Annotated in this window: 19 protein-coding genes and 1 pseudogene; 8 read left to right on the top strand and 12 right to left on the bottom strand. The window is 65.6% G+C overall.

The genetic code is table 11. The features are described 5' to 3' along the window. Positions 1–22 precede the first annotated feature (22 nt). Together bluB and C1A30_RS28985 are read left to right on the top strand one after the other, a co-directional pair. Positions 23–613: a 5,6-dimethylbenzimidazole synthase gene (gene bluB / locus C1A30_RS28990; protein WP_235010393.1), complete on the top strand. Its 591-nt coding sequence runs from the start codon at positions 23–25 to the stop codon at positions 611–613. A gap of 10 nt (positions 614–623) precedes the next feature. Then, positions 624–1382 (top strand): LamB/YcsF family protein, encoded by a 759-nt coding sequence (locus tag C1A30_RS28985; RefSeq protein WP_101951677.1) that lies wholly within the window; start codon positions 624–626, stop codon positions 1380–1382. Here C1A30_RS28985 and rpsR read toward each other — a convergent pair. The 3 genes from rpsR to rpmB all read right to left on the bottom strand — a co-directional run bounded on the left by rpsR (position 1375) and on the right by rpmB (position 2136). After that, positions 1375–1635, bottom strand: coding sequence for a 30S ribosomal protein S18 (rpsR, locus tag C1A30_RS28980; protein ID WP_101952952.1), 261 nt, complete (start codon positions 1633–1635; stop codon positions 1375–1377). The genes C1A30_RS28985 and rpsR overlap by 8 nt on opposite strands. 100 nt (positions 1636–1735) lie before the next feature. Continuing rightward, on the bottom strand, positions 1736–1900 hold the full coding sequence (rpmG, locus tag C1A30_RS28975) for a 50S ribosomal protein L33 (RefSeq protein WP_067109236.1): 165 nt from the start codon (positions 1898–1900) through the stop codon (positions 1736–1738). After that, positions 1900–2136, bottom strand: coding sequence for a 50S ribosomal protein L28 (rpmB, locus tag C1A30_RS28970; protein ID WP_101951676.1), 237 nt, complete (start codon positions 2134–2136; stop codon positions 1900–1902). The genes rpmG and rpmB overlap by 1 nt, the downstream gene beginning before the upstream one ends. Positions 2137–2199: 63 nt before the next feature. Here rpmB and mrf point away from each other — a divergent pair, with 63 nt between their 5' ends. From mrf to C1A30_RS28950, 4 genes and pseudogenes are all read left to right on the top strand, one after another. Then, positions 2200–3345 carry a ribosome hibernation factor-recruiting GTPase MRF gene (gene mrf / locus C1A30_RS28965; protein ID WP_101951675.1) on the top strand — a complete coding sequence of 382 codons (1146 nt, stop codon included), beginning with the start codon at positions 2200–2202 and terminating at the stop codon, positions 3343–3345. A 9-nt stretch (positions 3346–3354) separates the two neighbouring features. Further along, the gene (locus C1A30_RS28960) at positions 3355–4275 is read left to right on the top strand and encodes an MBL fold metallo-hydrolase (RefSeq protein WP_101951674.1); all 921 of its coding nucleotides are present in this window, start codon (positions 3355–3357) and stop codon (positions 4273–4275) included. After that, entirely contained in the window at positions 4266–5501 is a 1236-nt protein-coding gene (locus C1A30_RS28955; RefSeq protein ID WP_101951673.1) for an SLC13 family permease, read from the top strand. Before C1A30_RS28960 ends, C1A30_RS28955 begins: the two co-directional genes overlap by 10 nt. A gap of 92 nt (positions 5502–5593) precedes the next feature. Then, a pseudogene (locus C1A30_RS28950) lies at positions 5594–6109 on the top strand (SGNH/GDSL hydrolase family protein); the annotation flags it as partial. 269 nt (positions 6110–6378) lie between these two features. Here the strand turns inward: C1A30_RS28950 and rlmB are convergent. The 7 genes from rlmB to C1A30_RS28915 all read right to left on the bottom strand — a co-directional run bounded on the left by rlmB (position 6379) and on the right by C1A30_RS28915 (position 12760). Continuing rightward, entirely contained in the window at positions 6379–7323 is a 945-nt protein-coding gene (gene rlmB, locus C1A30_RS28945; RefSeq protein WP_101951672.1) for a 23S rRNA (guanosine(2251)-2'-O)-methyltransferase RlmB, read from the bottom strand. Next, positions 7324–8715 (bottom strand): cysteine--tRNA ligase, encoded by a 1392-nt coding sequence (cysS, locus tag C1A30_RS28940; RefSeq protein ID WP_101952951.1) that lies wholly within the window; start codon positions 8713–8715, stop codon positions 7324–7326. Positions 8716–8756: 41 nt separating this feature from the next. Then, the gene (gene ispF, locus C1A30_RS28935) at positions 8757–9236 is read right to left on the bottom strand and encodes a 2-C-methyl-D-erythritol 2,4-cyclodiphosphate synthase (protein WP_101951671.1); all 480 of its coding nucleotides are present in this window, start codon (positions 9234–9236) and stop codon (positions 8757–8759) included. Positions 9237–9241: 5 nt separating this feature from the next. Further along, positions 9242–9730 (bottom strand): RNA polymerase-binding transcription factor CarD, encoded by a 489-nt coding sequence (carD, locus tag C1A30_RS28930; RefSeq protein ID WP_020100886.1) that lies wholly within the window; start codon positions 9728–9730, stop codon positions 9242–9244. Between the two features lie 242 nt (positions 9731–9972). Then, positions 9973–10533 carry a hypothetical protein gene (locus tag C1A30_RS28925; protein ID WP_101951670.1) on the bottom strand — a complete coding sequence of 187 codons (561 nt, stop codon included), beginning with the start codon at positions 10531–10533 and terminating at the stop codon, positions 9973–9975. 229 nt (positions 10534–10762) lie between these two features. Next, entirely contained in the window at positions 10763–11542 is a 780-nt protein-coding gene (locus C1A30_RS28920; protein ID WP_101951669.1) for an aspartate/glutamate racemase family protein, read from the bottom strand. Between the two features lie 12 nt (positions 11543–11554). Continuing rightward, positions 11555–12760, bottom strand: coding sequence for a hypothetical protein (locus tag C1A30_RS28915; protein WP_142392681.1), 1206 nt, complete (start codon positions 12758–12760; stop codon positions 11555–11557). Between the two features lie 102 nt (positions 12761–12862). Between C1A30_RS28915 and C1A30_RS28910 the strand changes: the two genes are divergently transcribed. Both C1A30_RS28910 and C1A30_RS28905 read left to right on the top strand, forming a co-directional pair. After that, positions 12863–14422 (top strand): hypothetical protein, encoded by a 1560-nt coding sequence (locus tag C1A30_RS28910; RefSeq protein WP_142392680.1) that lies wholly within the window; start codon positions 12863–12865, stop codon positions 14420–14422. A gap of 30 nt (positions 14423–14452) precedes the next feature. Further along, positions 14453–15730, top strand: coding sequence for a lipase family protein (locus tag C1A30_RS28905; RefSeq protein WP_101951666.1), 1278 nt, complete (start codon positions 14453–14455; stop codon positions 15728–15730). A 2-nt stretch (positions 15731–15732) separates the two neighbouring features. Here the strand turns inward: C1A30_RS28905 and C1A30_RS28900 are convergent, their stop codons facing one another. Both C1A30_RS28900 and C1A30_RS28895 read right to left on the bottom strand, forming a co-directional pair. Continuing rightward, positions 15733–15993, bottom strand: a complete 261-nt coding sequence (locus tag C1A30_RS28900; RefSeq protein ID WP_101951665.1) for an acyl carrier protein — start codon at positions 15991–15993, stop codon at positions 15733–15735. Continuing rightward, complete coding sequence (locus C1A30_RS28895; RefSeq protein WP_101951664.1) at positions 15990–16961, bottom strand: hypothetical protein; 972 nt, start codon at positions 16959–16961, stop codon at positions 15990–15992. The genes C1A30_RS28900 and C1A30_RS28895 overlap by 4 nt, the downstream gene beginning before the upstream one ends. Positions 16962–17020 lie beyond the last annotated feature (59 nt).

Below are 17020 nucleotides of genomic sequence, written 5' to 3'. Positions count from 1 at the left end.
CGTCATCGCCGAACGTCGCGATATGCGCCGGTTCGTGCCCGACGCCGTCGTGCCCGAGGAGGTGCTCGCCAGACTGCTGCGGGCCGCGCATGCCGCGCCGAGTGTGGGCCTGATGCAGCCGTGGCGGTTCATCCGAGTCACCGACGCGGGATTACGAACCCGCATCCACGCCATCGTCGAGGAGGAGCGGTTACGCACCGCCGAAGCGCTGGGCCCGCGCGGTGACGAGTTCCTGGCCATCAAGGTCGAGGGCATCCTCGAATGCGCCGAACTGCTCGTCGTGGCGCTCGGCGAGGGGCGGCAAGCCCACGTGTTCGGCAGGCGCACACTGCCGCAGATGGACCTGGCGTCGGTGTCCTGCGCGATCCAGAACCTGTGGCTGGCCGCTCGTGCGGAAGGCCTGGGGATGGGCTGGGTCTCGATTTTCGATCCAGCCCGGCTCGGCGCGCTGCTGACGATGCCGCAGGATGCGGAGCCCGTCGCGATCCTGTGCCTCGGGCCGGTGCCCGAGTTCCCGCCGCGCCCGCAACTGGAGATCGATCACTGGACGGTGGCGCGGCCGCTGACGGAATTCGTCTCGGAGAACGGCTGGCCCGCACCCGCACCGGCATAGGCTGGCAGCCGTGGCGACTGTGGATCTCAACGCGGATTTGGGTGAGAGCTTCGGCGTCTGGGGGCTCGGCGACGACGACGCGATGCTCGACCTCGTCACCAGCGCCAATGTGGCATGCGGCTTCCACGCCGGAGATGCCGTCACGCTGGCAAGAACCTGCCACGCCGCCGTCGAACGCGGAGTGCGGATCGGCGCTCAGGTCGGTTACCGCGATCTGGCGGGCTTCGGTCGCCGCTTCATCGACGTGCCGCCGGAAGAGCTGAAGGCCGACGTGATCTATCAGATCGGCGCGCTGCAGGCGCTGGCGAACGCGGCAGGTGGAACCGTCAGCTACGTCAAACCCCATGGCGCGCTGTACAACAGCATCGTCACCAATCACGGCCAGGCCCGGGCCGTCGCGCAGGCCGTGCGTGCCGTCGACCCCGATCTCGCGGTGCTCGGGCTGGCGGGCTCGGTGTTCTTCGCCGAGGCCCAGGAGCTAGGGCTGCGTACCGTGCCCGAGGCGTTCGCCGACCGCGGGTACCGGTCCGACGGACAGCTGGTTTCGCGCCGCGAGCGCAACGCCGTGCTGCACGACATCGAAGAGATCGCCGACCGGGTGGCGTCGATGGTGACCGCCGGCCGGGTCACCGCCGTCGACGGCTCCACCATTCCGATCACGGTGGAATCCATTTGCGTACACGGGGATTCGCCAGGCGCCGTGCAGATCGCCAACGCGGTGCGCGACCGGTTGATCGCGGACGGTGTCGAACTGAAGCCGTTTACTTAGTCTCGACGAACGGCAGCAGCGCCATCTCGCGCGCATTCTTGATCGCCGTCGCCACTTGGCGCTGCTGCTGAGGGGTCAACCCCGTCACTCGTCGTGACCGGATCTTGCCGCGCTCGGAGATGAACGTCCGCAGCAGATGCGTGTCCTTGTAGTCGATCGTCGTGACGCCGAGAGCCTTGAGTGGATTCTTTCTCTGCCGCTTGAGCTCTGGAAGAGGCGGCCGCCGTGTCCGTGACTTCTTGCCTGCCATCAGATACTCCAATAGCGCGTGGGTTCACCGATCGGATGTGCCGGGCAGTCTACCCAACCGCGCGGTTCGCCGAGCCTGATTGCGATCTTCGATGCCACGGCTATCAGCGCTCCTCGCGGAAGTCGACGTGACGGCGGACGACGGGATCGTACTTGCGCAGCACCAATCGGTCCGGATCATTACGCCGATTCTTGCGGGTGATGTAGGTGTAACCGGTGCCCGCCGTCGAACGCAGCTTCACGATAGGACGAATTTCGTTGCGCGCCATCAGATCTTGCCCCCATTGCGCCGGATACGGGCCACCACGGCCTCGATGCCGTCCCGGTCGATAACCTTGATGCCCTTTGCGCTGACGCGCAACTTGATGCGGCGGCCTTCGGACGGCAGGTAGTACGACTTGGTCTGGATGTTGGGGTCCCACCGCCTGCGGGTGCGGCGGTGCGAATGCGAAACGGTGTTGCCGAAGCCGGGGCTTCGGCCGGTGACCTGACAGTGCGCGGACATGTGCCTCTCCGTCGTCGTGCGCTAACGTTAATGATTATCGTTTTCAATAATACAGGAGGGTACATGCGAACTCCGGTGGTCTTGATCTGTGGCCAAGGCGATAGCGACGGCGTGGCGGAGGTACTGGCACAGCAGACCGGCACCGTCGTGGTCAGCCACCGCTTCGACGGGCAGGTGGTGCTCCGGGTCGTCAGCACCCGATGGGACATGTCGCAGTGGCCATTGGAGGTGACCAACGGGTGCGTGGCCTGCACTGTGCGCGACGATCTGATGGCCCTGCTCCGAAGGCTTCACCTGCGTAGCGACGTCCGCCGCATCGCCGTGCACCTGATGCCATGGCTGGAGCCGGAACCGGTCTGTTGGGCGATCGCGAACGGGCCGGTGGCCACCGATGTGCGTGTGGACGCGGTGGTGTCGACGATCGACACGACCAACTGGCTGGAGCAGGCACTCGGCGCTGACGAACTCGATGACGGCCGCACGGTCGCCCAGGTGGTGGTCGGCCAGGCCGAGTTCGCCGACGTGCTGGTGCTGACCAGGCCGGTACCGAGAACCTTGTCGGTGCTGCGTCGCCTGTCGCCGCGCTCGCGGGTCACGGTGGGCACGGACCGGCTCGCTGCTGCGCTGCGCCACCTGGAACCCGATGCGCGCCGGGGACGCAGCAACCATCCGCACGAACCACTGCTGGCGGGCCAGCCCTCCCTCGATGCCGACGGTGACATCGGCCTGCTGTTGTTCACCGCCCGACGCCCATTTCATCCCGAGCGTCTGCACGCGGGGTTGGATGTGCTGCTGGACGGTGTGGTGCGGGCACGGGGCCGAATCTGGTTGGCGAATCGATTCGACGATGCCATCTGGGTGGAGTCGGCCGGCGGCGGCCTGATGGTGAAGTACATCGGAAAGTGGTTGGCGGCAATGACTTCCAACCAACTCGCGTATGCCGATCCGCAGCGCCGCGCGTTGGCCGCCGCGGACTGGGACGAACGCGTCGGGGACCGCCACGTGTCGATGACCGTGTTGACCTGTGGGGCCGCACCCGAAGACATCGTCGACGAGTTGGCGCGTGCTCTGCTCACCGACGACGAGCTGACCCGCCCGGCCGCATGGGTCGGATACCGCGATCCATTCGGCGACAGGCACGAAGACCCCTGTGAGGACCTTGCCGAGCCCGCCGACGTCGATGCCTCCACACGCAGCCAGGACCCCTAAGGTGTCGTCATGCGCCTCAAGCCCGGCCGCCCAGATCTGCGCACGTACGCGGGCGCGTTCGACGTGCCCGCGGCCGGGGCCGGCGCGCCGCTGACGGTGACCTGGGCCGGCGTCACCACGCTGCTCGTCGACGACGGCGAGTCCGCTCTGATGACCGACGGCTTCTTCTCGCGGCCCAGCCTGTTGCGGGTCGGGTTGGGTCGGTTGGCGCCGTCGGCGCCGCGCATCGATGGTTGCCTGTCTCGGCTCGGCGTGCGCCGGTTGGAAGCGGTGCTGCCGGTGCACACCCACTTCGACCATGCGATGGATTCGGCGGTGGTAGCCGAGCGGACGCAGGCACAGGTGGTCGGCGGGGCATCAGCCGTCGCGGTCGGCCGCGGCGCGGGCCTGCCCGACGATCGGCTGACGGCCGTCACACCGGGCGAGCCGATCACGCTTGGCGCCTACGACGTGACGCTGGTCGAGGGCGAGCACTGCCCGCCCGACCGCTTTCCCGGCGTGATCAGCGAACCCGTTGTGCCCCCGGTCAAGGCGTCGGCGTACAAGTGCGGCGAAGCCTGGTCGACGCTGGTGCACCACCGGCCGTCGAACCGGCGGCTGCTGATCGTCGGAAGTGCCGGGTTCGTCCGCGGGGCGCTCGTCGGTCACCGCGCCGAAGTGGTGTACCTGGGCGTCGGGCAGTTGGGACTGCAGCCCGAGCGGTATCTGACCGACTACTGGACCGAGACGGTACGCACTGTCGGCGCGCGCCGCGTGGTGCTGATTCACTGGGACGACTTCTTTCGTCCGCTGCACAAGCCGCTGCGGGCGTTGCCATACGCCGCAGACGATCTCGACGAGTCGATGCGGACGTTGTCCCGACTGGCCGAGGAGGACGGCGTGCCGCTGCACCTGCCCACCCTCTGGCAGCGCAGCGACCCGTGGAGTTGACGCTGGCGCTGGCGGCGCTGGCGGTGGTGCTCGGGTTCGCGATGGTCCGGCCCCGGGGCTGGCCCGAGGCCGTGGCCGCGGTGCCTTCGGCGGCCCTGCTGATCGCGGCGGGAGTGATCTCCTGGCAGGCCGCTTGGGCCGAAGTGGCGCGGCTGCTGCCCGTCGTCGGGTTTCTCGCCGCGGTGCTGGTATTGGCCAGGCTCTGCGACGACGAAGGGTTGTTCCTGGCCGCAGGCGCGGCGATGGCGCGGTCCAACTCAGGCCACCAACATCGGTTGCTCATCACGGTTTTCGCGATCGCGGCGGGCACCACGGCGATCTTGAGCCTCGATGCGACGGTGGTACTGCTGACCCCGGTGGTGATTGCGACCGCTCGCTCGCTGCGCGTGCCTGCGAAGCCGCATGCGTACGCCACTGCGCATTTGGCGAACAGCGCCTCGCTGCTGCTGCCGGTGTCCAACCTGACCAACCTGCTGGCGTTCGGAGCGGCGGGCCTGTCCTTCCTGCATTTCACGGCGGTCATGACACTGCCGTGGCTGATCGCGATCGCCATCGAATTCGTATTGCTGCGTTGGATTTTCGCGCGATCACTCGCTGTCGCGCCAACTCATGACACCGAGGCAGACAAGGTCAGGGTGCCGGTGTTCGTGCTCGTGGTGCTGGGACTCACGCTGGTCGGGTTCGCCCTCACTTCACTGGTCGGGTTGTCGCCCGCGTGGGCGGCCCTCGCCGGTGCCGTCGTGCTCGGCGTGCATGGACTGGCGCGCGGTCGCGCCACCGTCGCGGGCATTGTGGATGCGCTGGATGTGCCGTTCCTGGCGTTCGTGTTGTGCCTCGGTGTGGTCGTCGCGGCAGTGATGACCAACGGCATGGACTCCGCGATGCGCGACGTGCTGCCCGACGGTGACAGCCTGCCCGCTCTGCTCGGCATCGCCGCCGTCGCGGCGGTACTGTCCAACGTCGTCAACAACCTGCCCGCGGTGCTGGTGCTGCTGCCACTGGTGAGCGGCCCGGCGGCGGTGCTGGCCGTGCTGATCGGGGTCAACGTCGGGCCCAACCTGAGCTATGTCGGATCGCTGGCGAACCTGCTGTGGCGCAGCGTCGTACGGCGCGACCTGCCCGCCGGCTTCGCCGAGTTCAGCCGCATCGGGTTGGTGACGGTGCCGGCGACGATCGCAGGTGCCGTCGTCGGGCTGTGGCTGGGAATCCGGATCTTCGGCGTCTAGCGACGCGGCGGTTACGCCGGCGCGAACAGTGCAGGGACGGGCGGCGACGATTCGCCCATTTGCGGCGCAGCCGGCGAGCAGACGACGTCGGCATGCGCAAGATTGGTGGCGTGGCGTTCACCAGATACGTGGCGCTCGGCGACTCGTTCACCGAGGGGGTCGGGGACCCGCATCCGACGAGCCCCAACGGGTTGCGCGGATGGGCTGATCATGTCGCCGTCGCGCTGGCACAACACAACCCGCAGCTTCGCTACGCCAACCTCGCGGTGCGCGGTCGCAGGATGAACGAGATCCTCGCCGACCAACTTCACGCCGCCGTCATGCTCGAACCTGACCTGGTTGTCGTCTACGCGGGAATGAACGACCTGCTGTTGGTGCGCAACGACATCGACGCGATGATGGCCAGATACGCCGACGCACTGAAGACGCTGCAGCAGACCGGTGCCCACGTGTTGGCGTTCACGGCGGGTGATCTCGGCACGGTGCCGCTGTTTCGACGGCTGCGTGGCCGGGCCGCGGTGTACAACGAATTGTTGCGCGGCATCGCCGACGATCTTGGCCTGCAGTTGGTCGACTTCTGGCGCTTCACCGAATTCCGCGACCCGCGGCTGTGGGCCCGCGATCGCATTCACCTCTCACCGCTCGGGCACGTCCGGATGGCGGCGAAAGTGCTTGACACGCTGGCTGTTCCCCACGACCTGCCGACGCGCTCGGCCGCCCTGTCGTCATTGGATCCGCCTGCCCGCGGCCTGTGGGCGAACCTGCGGTGGACGCTGGCGTTCGCCGCGCCGTGGGGGGCCAAACGGCGGCGCCGCGCGCCGCCGGGTGCGGGTGGGGAGGCGAAATCCCCGACGCTGACGCGGATCCCCCCGGAAGCCTACCCCCGCCGCTGGCGCGCGATTTCGGCCAGCACCACTCCCGCGGCGACCGATGCGTTCAACGATTCCGTCGGCCCGGCCATCGGGATGGACACCACCGCGTCACAGTTCTCCCGCACCAGCCGGGACAATCCTTTGCCCTCGGAGCCCACCACGACCACCATCGGCCCCGAGCAGTCCAGCGAGTCGATGGTGGTGTCGCCGCCGGCGTCGAGCCCGATCACCTGCAGTCCGGCGCCAGCCCAATCCTTAAGTGTGCGATTGAGATTCGTCGCCCTGGCCACCGGCAGCCTCGCTGCCGCGCCGGCGCTGGTGCGCCATGCCACGGCGGTGACCGATGCCGATCGGCGCTGCGGGATCACGACTCCGTGGCCACCGAACGCCGCGACGGATCGCACGATCGCACCGAGATTGCGCGGGTCGGAGATGTTGTCCAACGCCACCACCAGCGCCGGGGCGCTGTCTTTCGTCGCCACCGCCAGCAGATCGTCGGGGTGCGCGTACTGGTACGGCGGCACCTGCAACGCGATGCCCTGATGGAGCCCGTTGGCGGCGATCCGGTCCAGGTCGTGGCGCGGCACCTCGAGTATCGAGATGCCGTGGTCGGCAGCGATTTTCACGGATTCAGTCAGCCGCTCGTCGGCCTCTGCGCCGAGCGCTACGTACAGCGCGGTGGCAGGCACCCCGGCCCGCAGGCATTCGAGCACCGGATTGCGGCCCAGCACGGTTTCGGTCTCGTCGGTCTTACGACCAGATCTCCCCTGCTGCTGTCGTTGGGCCTTCGCCGCCCGCTTGGCGGCCGGATGGCCCGGTCGCATGTGCGCGGGCGGGGTGGCGCCGCGGCCCTCCAGGCCGCGCCTGCGCACACCGCCGGATCCGACCGTCGGGCCCTTCTTCGTACCGGGTTTGCGAATTGCGCCGCGGCGTCGCGAGTTGCCTGCCATCTACTTCGTGTACCCATCGAGCAGCGACCACTGCGGCCCGTCGGCGGTGTCGGTGACTTCGATACCCGCTTCCTTGAGCCGGTCGCGGATCGCGTCGGCTTCCGCCCAGTCCCGACGGGCCCTGGCGTCCTCACGGCGCTGCACCTCGGCCTGGACCAGCACGTCGACCGCCGCGAGCGCAGCCGACGTCTCGTCCTTGGATTCCCACCGCTCGTCGAGTGGATCCGCGCCCAGAATGCCCATCATCGCCCGGATCGACATCGCTTGTGCGAGTGCCGTGTCATGGTCGCCGGCATCCAGCGCGCGGTTGCCCTCGGCCCTGGCGGCATGCACCTCGGCAAGCGCGATGGGGACGGACAAGTCGTCGTTGAGCGCGGCCGCGAACTTCGGTGTCCATTCGCCGGGCACCACCGCGCCGACGCGATTGCGCACCCGGTGCAGGAAGTCCTCGATGCCGGTGTAGGCCTTGGCCGCGTCCTGCAGTGCGTTCTCGGAGAACTCCAGCATCGACCGGTAGTGCGCGCTGCCCAGGTAGTAGCGCAGCTCGGCAGCCCGAACACGTTGCAGCACAGCGGGAATCGCGAGAACGTTGCCCAGCGACTTGCTCATCTTCTCGCCGCCCATGGTGACCCAGCCGTTGTGCAGCCAGTACCGGGCGAACTTGTCCCCCGCCGCCTCGGCCTGCGCGATCTCGTTCTCGTGGTGCGGGAACACCAGATCCATGCCGCCCGCGTGGATGTCGAATTCCGGCCCGAGGTAGGCCTCGCACATGGCGACGCACTCGGTGTGCCAGCCGGGTCTGCCCGGACCCCACGGCGTCGGCCACGACGGCTCGCCCGGTTTGGCGCCCTTCCACAGGGTGAAGTCGCGTTCGTCGCGCTTGCCCTTGGCGACGCCCTCACCCTGGTGCACGTCGTCGATCCGGTGTCCGGAGAGCTTGCCGTAGTCGGGCAGGCTCAGCACGTCGAAGTAGACGTCGCCGTTACCGGTATAGGCGTGTCCTCGCTCGATCAACCGCTCGATCAACTCGACCATCTGGGTGATGTGGCCGGTGGCGCGGGGCTCAGCGGACGGTGGAAGCACGCCCAGCGCGTCGTAGGCGGCCGAAAACGCCCGCTCGTAGGTCGCGGCCCACTCCCACCACGGCCGACCGGCGTCGGCGGCCTTGTTGAGGATCTTGTCGTCGATGTCGGTGACGTTGCGGATGAACGCGACGTCGTAGCCGTTGGCCATCAGCCAGCGGCGCAGCACGTCGAAGGCGACCCCGCTGCGGACATGGCCGATGTGCGGCAGTCCCTGCACCGTGGCGCCACACAGATAGATCGACGCGTGGCCCGGCCGCAGCGGGACGAAATCGCGCACGGCACCGGTCATGGTGTCGTAAAGCCGCAACTCGCCGTTCGCTCCGCTCACGACGGGCCAGCTTACCGGCACTATTCGGCGTGAATTACCAGAGCGGTGGCGATGGCCGCCAGACCCTCGCCGCGGCCGGTGAGGCCGAGGCCGTCAGTGGTCGTCGCGGACACCGACACCGGGGCGTCCAGCAGCTCAGACAGCACCTTCTGCGCCTCGCCACGGCGCGGCCCCACCTTGGGCCGATTGCCGATCACCTGCACAGCGGCGTTGCCGACCCGGTACCCCTCCGCACTCAGCAGCCCCACCACGTGTTTGAGCATGTCGGCACCGCCTGCGTCGCGCCATTGGGCGCGCCCGGTACCGAACACTTCGCCGAGGTCACCGAGGCCGGCAGCAGACAGCAGGGCGTCACACAGAGCGTGCGCCGCGACGTCGCCGTCGGAATGGCCTGCGCAGCCGTCAGCGTCGCTGAACAACAGGCACAGCAACCAGCACGGCCGACCGGCCTCGATGGGATGTACGTCGGTGCCGAGCCCGACCCTGGGCAGGCCCGTCATGACCTTCAGGAGGCGGCGGCCAGGACCTCGTCCAGGATGGTCGCTGCCTTGGCATCGTCCGTGTTCTCGGCCAGCGCGAGCTCGCCGACCAGGATCTGCCGCGCCTTGGCCAGCATCCGCTTTTCACCCGCGGACAGGCCACGCTCCTGATCCCGGCGCCACAGGTCACGGACGACCTCAGCCACCTTGTTCACATCGCCGGAGGCCAGCTTCTCGAGGTTGGCCTTGTAGCGGCGCGACCAGTTGGTCGGCTCTTCGGTGTGCGGCGCGCGAAGCACCTGGAAAACCTTGTCCAGGCCCTCCTGCCCAACGACATCACGCACGCCGACATACTCGGCATTCTCTGCAGGAACTCGAACGGTGAGGTCTCCCTGGGCAACCTTCAAGACGAGGTATTCCTTTTGTTCGCCTTTGATGGTTCGGGTTTCGATCGCCTCGATCAATGCAGCACCGTGGTGTGGATAGACAACGGTGTCTCCGACCTTGAAAATCATCAGATACGAGCCCCTTTCACGCCTCAATCCTAGCACGGGGCTCTGACGGGTGCCGATCAACGGTGCAGGTCAGGGGCACAGTCGGTGAAGAGCAGGGGTTGACACGGTGACGAATCCGTGCAACGCGAGGGCTGGCCGACGGTCCGCGGCGACCAGCCGCCGTCGCGCACCAGCAGGTGATCAACGGCGGTTTCCGAGAGAAAATCGGCGGTGGCCCTACGGGCGGCTGTGCCTGCCCGCGATCAGCCTCCGCCTGCGCTTGGCTCAGCCGGAATCGAGGCCGTCTTCTCTTCCTCGGTCACCGGCAGGAACCGGATCCGTCGACGGAACAGGAACCAGCTTTCCTCACGCTCGACGAACGGAACGAACTGGCCGATCTCGGCGATCTTCAGCTGGGCGATGTTGTTTTCGGCGATGAACCCCATCACGTACCGGATGCCGGACTCCCGCGCCGCGTCGAGAATCGCGTTGTACGCGAGCATGACCCCCAGGCCGCGATGGCTCTCCGCCGTGAAGGGGCCCTCGACGATCGCTTCGCCCGGTTTGAGGATCGGCAGCATTTTTCCCCACCGGGCCTGGATGACGTCGTTGTCTTCCGCCGTGAGCATCCAGGCCATGAAGACCACCTTGCCGTCGGAATCGACGGCAACCGCAGGCGCGGGAAGGTTGGAGGCCAGGAGCCAGCGCTGGACCGTCCGCTCCGCCGCCGCCTTCGACGACAGCCCCGGTTCATCGGCGATGAACGAGAGGTCGTCGTCAGGGCGGAGGTACCGCACCTCGAGCGGAATCCTGGGCGGGTCCACCGGAACATGCTCAAGCAAATCCCGGCGCACCCCGATCGCTATCCGACGCGAGTGGAGTCGCAGACGCAGGGTGTGCCGCAGCCAACGGAGCCCCTGGCGGGACCTCAGGACATTGATGACTTCACGAACTCGCATAATGTGCCTTCAACTGTTTGTTTCTGCAGAAATGGATACATTGTTTAGCCGGCGTTTCCAGCAACGTCCACACCCGGGCTACAGTTAACGATCATCAGATGCGTGCCCGGACAGGTTCTCGCCCGACCCGTGCCCCGATGAGCAGCTGGCGGGCCAAGATCACCGAAGGATCGATGACCGGCACACCGTCCACGCTCTTGGCGGGAAGGGCCAACGGTAATTCGGTGCAACCGAGGACGACGCACTGCGCACCCTGATCGATGAGGTGTCGAGCTGCCCATGCCACGAAATTGCGCACACGCTGACTCGCTGTCGCCCCGGACTTAATACCGTCGTAGGGGTTGCTGATCACCTCATGGAGCTCACGCTGTCGGCAATCGTCCAAATACACGACATCGAGGCCCTCAGCGCGCAGCACGCCTCCATATAGGTCGGTACGGACGGTGCCGGTCGTCCCAAGCACTCCCACCTTCGAACCCGGAGCGAAACGGGCGGAAATCTCCACACCGGTTTCCTCGATGAGGTGCAGGAGGGTGACGTCGCACCCGTCGCGAGCCAGTACCGATGTGACGTCATCCCATATCGGAGGTGCGTGAACCGAATTGCACGCCACCCCTACACAGGTGGCCCCGGCCCTTGCCAATGTCTGCACGCATTCCGCAACGGCGACGGCCGGGTTGTCTCTGGAGCGCCCGAGCAGAAACTCCGTGCGATCACCAATGCGACTCGGCATCGACACGAGCACGACGTCGCGATGGTTCTGATCGCGACTAGCAGGTGTCAGCCGCGTAATCAGCTCCACCAAACGCACTCCGGCCAGAGGTCCCATTCCTCCGACCACTCCGATCACTTCGCGCTTCAAACCGCCCCCCATATCAATGCCCCCTCAGCCCGTCAGCCCCACGCCCTGCTCCAGATAGTGCTGCAGCACAGCGCCTGCCATATCCCGCGGAGCCCCGACCAAAGGGAAGTGGGCCAGCATGGCGGGCGAGTGTTCGACCTCGCTCACGATGTGGTTCGCGGCAGTGGGTGGCGCTGTGATGTCCGGCGTGATGAGGTCAACTCCGGCGTATTCGACCGCAGGAATCGCTCGAACTGCCTTGACGGCGATGTCGATGAACTCGGGGTGCGCTTCGTCGGTGACGTCGATGCTGTCCCCGCCTGCCGACAAGTTAGAAGCGCTTCGGAGTACAACTGTTTCGTCTCGTGCCGGGATGTGCGCCGTCGTGAGTCCGGCCCCAGACATGAGGTCCAACACATCGGGCCTAGTTGGGATCGGACAATCACGGAGATAGGCGTTCCCCGCCCGAATAGCGTTCTTGCGCTCGATCAATTCCCGGATCGTCGCGACACCGTCACCGATGACGTTAGCCCGCTTCCGTTGCGTCACGGAGACCACCTTGTCGCCGACAACGAAGGCCCTGAAGTCGTTACCGTCGAAGTGCTTTTCGACGAGCACCGGGCGGAAGCGACTCTCCCAGGCTCGAGAAGCCGCCCGGCGAATCGCGTCTCGGTACGCGGCCGCCTGAGCCTTCCAGCCGCTGCCGCCGCTCGGCACCGGGCTCTCGCACAGGGACCGCGCAATGGTGGCTGCCTTGTCGAACCAACCGAAGTTTGCCGCACTCGCGCGGCGCCACGCGCTCATCAAAGCGTCTGGCGATTGAACGTTGGCAGTGACGCCCGTGCCTCGCGCGCAGTTGGTTGGCTTCACGACGACCGGGTATCCGATGCTCTCCGCGTACTGCAACCCCTCCTCGAGCTCATGGGGAGCAAAGGCGCGAGAGGTGGCGACGTTGAGGCCTGCGGACCTGAGTATGTCTCGCGCAACAGCCTTTTCGTCGCAGTAGAACCTGCCGCCGATACTTCGCGGTCCATTCATATGGTGGAAGTAGACCGAGGAACCCCACCCCGGAACGTCGATCAGGACTTCGGAGTTGCTCAACCGAGACGCGGCGATGCCTCTCTCGGCCGCTGCGTGCTCTATGAGCGCCGACTTCGACCCAATTCCGCGCCGAGCTGCGGCGCGCACACAGTCGGCCGCCGGCTGCTCGCTGACGCAAATGTCCTCCCGCCGGCGTTCGCCGCCGGCCATGCCCCCTGTCACGGGCTCCACCCTACGGTGCGCAGGACCGCTACAGCAAACAATTCATGATGTTCTGTGCGCAACGGTTCAACTGACAGGTATGCTGCGGCAGTGCGGCTCAGGGTCACCTCCGATCCCACCCTGCCGCTCATGGCATGGTGTGCTCACCTCTGTTTCGGCAACGATGCCGTCGACCTGCTATGCGGCAGTAGCGTGGAGATACGCGGTGATGGTTTCTTCGAGGGGGCGTGGGCCGGCAGCGCCGAAGCCTTCGACTTCTCCGAAACTGCCGACGTGTTCGGCTCCGGAGGACGAATCGCCGGCGACGAACTGATCGTCGTCACGCCAAGCCACACACTTGAGCGAGTGCAGTTCATCCAACACGACGGCGAAATCTTTGTGTCGAATTCGCTGGTGTTTCTGCTGACCGCCGCGGGCGCGGAACTCGATCCGCACCACACGATTTACGCAGCCGACTTCACGAAGATCGTCTACGACGGAACCGACGCCTTCGACACCGTGATCCCGGTGCGCTTCACCGGCGCCGTGGGCGAGACCGCAACGGGTAGTCGAGGCGAAGGCCATATCGTCTACTTCAAGAATCTCCGGCTCCGTTGCGACGGCCGCATCTCTTTCGAAGACAAGCCCCAGTCGCCGCCGTTCGACACGTTTGACCAGTACGTCGCGATCCTGGCCGACGTCGTGCAGAAGACGGTCACCAATGCCGCCTCGGCCTGTCGCAAAAGCGCGTACTCGCCGCTCGCATCGGTCTCCACCGGATACGACTCACCCGCCGTCGCGGCCCTGGCCCGCCGCGCCGGCTGTGAAAGGGCGGTCACTTTCAGAGACGCCCGCCCGCACGGAAGGGCGCAGATCGAGGGTGACTCCGGCGAGCCGGTCGCCGCCGCACTGCAGTTTGGACTGAAGGAATTCGAACGTGAGGCTTACCGGGGCATGGACTCGTGCCCGGAAGCTGAGTTCCTGGCCACCGGAATGAGCGGTGAAGACGTCAACATGCTGGCGTTCGAACACGACTTGCAGCACAGCGTGTTCTTCACCGGCTATCACGGCGGTCGCGTGTGGAACGTGCACAGCCATCCCGATGAGCAACTACGCAGCAACGACATGAGTGGCGCGTCGCTGAACGAGTTCCGCCTTCGGGTCGACTTCGTACATGTTCCTGCTCCGTTTATCTGTGCTCGCCGACTGCCGAAGCTCCTCGAGATCGCCAACAGCGCAACGATGAGACCTTGGTCGATCGGCACGGATTACGACCGTCCGATCGCTCGCCGCATCGTCGAGGAGGCAGGCGTTCCGCGCGCTGCCTTCGGACAGAAAAAGCGAGCGACAACAGCTCTGCTGCATGTGCACGGCGAGGACGCTTGGACATCGCCAACACGCCAGGCTGTCCGCGATTTCTCGCGGCAGCAGAGGCTGCCTCTTCGAATACGGCTCAGCTATCTGCTTGACGCATGGACCGAATCGGGACGTTCTCTCACATATCGCATTTTGCACAGGCTCAATTTGTTACGCGTCGCTCCAGCACTGAAAAAGAAACCGATCGAAATTCACAGCCACTCGCGTCTTGGACCGCTACCGATGATCTGGGCGACCGAACGCATCCGTCCTCGTTACAGTACGGCGGTAGAGGCGTGGCGAAATGGACAATAGCGTGGCCTGCTCTGGGGTGGAGGTCGGTGAATGCGCGCAGCAGCGATGGTCGCCCGGTTGAATTGGCGGCCGACGCTCGCAGTCGCGCTACTCCTGTGTCTGGCCGCCCTGACCGGTTGCGCCTCGCCTCCCGCTCCGCCTCCGACGCCACTCGTCTCGCAGTTGCCCGAGGTCGCGAAGGATGTCTGGAGCAGCCGCGGCAATCTCGTCCGGCAAGAGCCGTACAACGACCCACCGCTGGCGGACCCTGACACGTTAGGGCAGGCCTGGCGCGCGGTGTACAAGTCGGTGTCCGGGTTGGACGGCGGAATGCGCGAGATTTCGGGAGCATTCTTCGTCCCCCGCGGTGCGCCGCCGCCGAATGGCTGGCCGGTCGTCGCGCTCGCCCACGGAACGGTTGGCATCGGCAACAACTGCGGCCCTTCTCGCCAGCCGAACCTGCAGGGCTACGGCTTCCTGATCCAGGAGTTGTTGGAAAGCCACTACGCCGTGGCCCTCACCGATTACGAGGGCCTCGGTGAGACCGGTTCACATCCCTACCTCGAACCCCGCACGGCGGCCTTCAACACCATCGACGCGGTGCGCGCCATGCGGAACCTCACAACGAAGGCGTCGACACGTTGGGTCGCCATCGGCTATTCGCAAGGCGGGCAGGCCGTCTGGGTCGCCAACGAGCTGGACTCCTTCTACGGAGGCGGTCTGCAGCTGCAAGGAACCGTTGCGCTGGCGCCGGCGACGAATCTGTCGGGGGCCGCCGAACTTGCGCTGTCGAAGTCGATGACCGACGAACAGCGGGCTTTGTTTCCGTCACTCATTGTCGGCCTGGCCCGATACAACCCTGATCTCGATGCGCGTGCATTCCTCCACCAGGACACGCGGTCGTACGTGAAATCACTGAGCCGGTGCAAAATCAGTCCCCGACAACCGAGACGCACCCGGGTGGTGCCTGCCCCCGTGCTCTGGCGCCCCGTCGCCCACCGCCTCCGCGACTCCAACGATCTGAGCGCGGATTCCGGTCAGGCCGTCGGCAAGTTACAGGAAGTGTTGCGTCGGGTCGCAGTGCCTGATCGGCCGCTGGAGAAGCCGATGCTCGTCATCAGCGCCAAACAGGATGCGGTCATCTTCCCGGAATGGGTTCAGTTCGCGGTGTCACGCAGTTGCGCACTCGGCGGAACGGTCCAGTATCTGCAAGTGAACGCCGACCATCAGAACATCCTGTGGAAGGTCTCTCGTCCAGTGGATCGTTGGATCGCCGATCGATTCGCCGGCGCAGTCGCTCCCTCGAATTGCCCTGAGCGCCAAGGCTGACGCTAACCCTTGCGTTGGTCGACGAACTCCGCCAACGTTCCGATCGTCTCGAAGACCTCTCCGGTGAAGGCCTCGTCGTCTATCTCGAAATCGAACTCCCGTTCCAGATTGACTGCAAGTGCGACCACCGACATCGAATCCAGTTCCGGCATGCTGCCGAACAATTCAGTGGTGTCCTCGAGTCGGTCGGCCCGATCCTGAATTCCGAGAGTCTTCGCGATCACGACCTTCACGCGATCGAGTGTGTCTTGGCTGAAGCTCATCGAACGTCCCTTCCGTCGGCGTCTCGTCGATTGGAGCTGGTGAGAAACTGCGTGTCGAAGCTATGACTCAAGATCTGCACTGCTCGCCGACTTTCCTCCTTGCACAGATGATTCGGGGGCCCACAGGGAGTGTTGTTCACGTCGACTATGTAGATGTCACCGTCGTCAACATCTCTGAGGATGTCGAGTTCGCCGAAGCCCAAACCGAGTTCGTCCGCGAACCGCTTTATCTTCGCTACCTCGTCGCTGGTGAAAACCGCGTCGACGGCACTCATGGTGACCCGGGTGTTCTTGTTGCTGAATCGCGATCGCAGACTGCGGTATTTCAGATACACGAATGGAATGTCGGTGCCGATGATGGGAACCCGAATGTCGAGCACCTCGTCGTCTGCGGCGTTGTTGATCAGTCTCTGATAGATGACGCCGCTACGCGCCGCGATGATGGGGCATTCGACCAGTTGGCCGTCATGCATCGCATTCGCATTCGACTTCATCACGCATAGCCCTTGGTGCGCTTCGGGATCGACGAAGGTCCCGTATCCGAAGACGTCGCGGAATACGCTCTCCACCTTGATCTTGCTGATGTCGTCGCATCCTTGATTCACCACGCGGTGGCCCTCGGCGAGGTCGGCGAGGATTGGACTGTGCGCGCGCTTGGTGGTGTCTTCGAAGGCGATGATCAGGTCCGGCCGTGATGTGATCGAATCAGTCATCTTGCAGCCCAAGAAATTACAGATTTTGTAGAGCAGCTGCGAATGGTCGGGAGTATCGGGGTAGCACAGGATGGTCTTGCCGAGGCTGGTGCCTGCCAACTTCCTGCTGAGGTACCGCCACCGGTATTCGAGTCGTGTTCGGGACCCGATCAGGCCGCGATGGTAGATCTTCCCGGCGAACTTGTAGAGTCGGGTTCTTTCCAGGTCCTCTCGGGACAGCTGCCCGGTCCTTCGGAGCTCCTTGATGGCGTTCACGTAGCGTCCCCGCTGTGGCTGAAGTTCATCGATCGGTCTCTCCTTTTGCGCCCCGCCGG

Source organism: Mycobacterium sp. 3519A (assembly GCF_900240945.1).
Classification (GTDB): domain Bacteria; phylum Actinomycetota; class Actinomycetes; order Mycobacteriales; family Mycobacteriaceae; genus Mycobacterium.
The sequence above is the reverse complement of the archived record's forward strand: the minus strand, read 5'-3'. Positions and strand labels throughout refer to the sequence as shown.

Bases quoted from the DNA above. Each gene is read 5' to 3' on its own strand.
- bluB (WP_235010393.1), top strand. From the start codon at position 23: ATGCGCCGGTTCGTGCCCGACGCCGTCGTGCCCGAGGAGGTGCTCGCC.
- rpmG (WP_067109236.1), bottom strand. From the start codon at position 1,900: ATGGCGCGCAACGAAATTCGTCCTATCGTGAAGCTGCGTTCGACGGCG.
- rpmB (WP_101951676.1), bottom strand. From the start codon at position 2,136: ATGTCCGCGCACTGTCAGGTCACCGGCCGAAGCCCCGGCTTCGGCAAC.
- mrf (WP_101951675.1), top strand. From the start codon at position 2,200: ATGCGAACTCCGGTGGTCTTGATCTGTGGCCAAGGCGATAGCGACGGC.
- C1A30_RS28960 (WP_101951674.1), top strand. From the start codon at position 3,355: ATGCGCCTCAAGCCCGGCCGCCCAGATCTGCGCACGTACGCGGGCGCG.
- rlmB (WP_101951672.1), bottom strand. From the start codon at position 7,323: ATGGCAGGCAACTCGCGACGCCGCGGCGCAATTCGCAAACCCGGTACG.
- ispF (WP_101951671.1), bottom strand. From the start codon at position 9,236: ATGACGGGCCTGCCCAGGGTCGGGCTCGGCACCGACGTACATCCCATC.
- carD (WP_020100886.1), bottom strand. From the start codon at position 9,730: ATGATTTTCAAGGTCGGAGACACCGTTGTCTATCCACACCACGGTGCT.
- C1A30_RS28920 (WP_101951669.1), bottom strand. From the start codon at position 11,542: ATGGGGGGCGGTTTGAAGCGCGAAGTGATCGGAGTGGTCGGAGGAATG.
- C1A30_RS28915 (WP_142392681.1), bottom strand. From the start codon at position 12,760: ATGGCCGGCGGCGAACGCCGGCGGGAGGACATTTGCGTCAGCGAGCAG.
- C1A30_RS28905 (WP_101951666.1), top strand. From the start codon at position 14,453: ATGCGCGCAGCAGCGATGGTCGCCCGGTTGAATTGGCGGCCGACGCTC.
- C1A30_RS28900 (WP_101951665.1), bottom strand. From the start codon at position 15,993: ATGAGCTTCAGCCAAGACACACTCGATCGCGTGAAGGTCGTGATCGCG.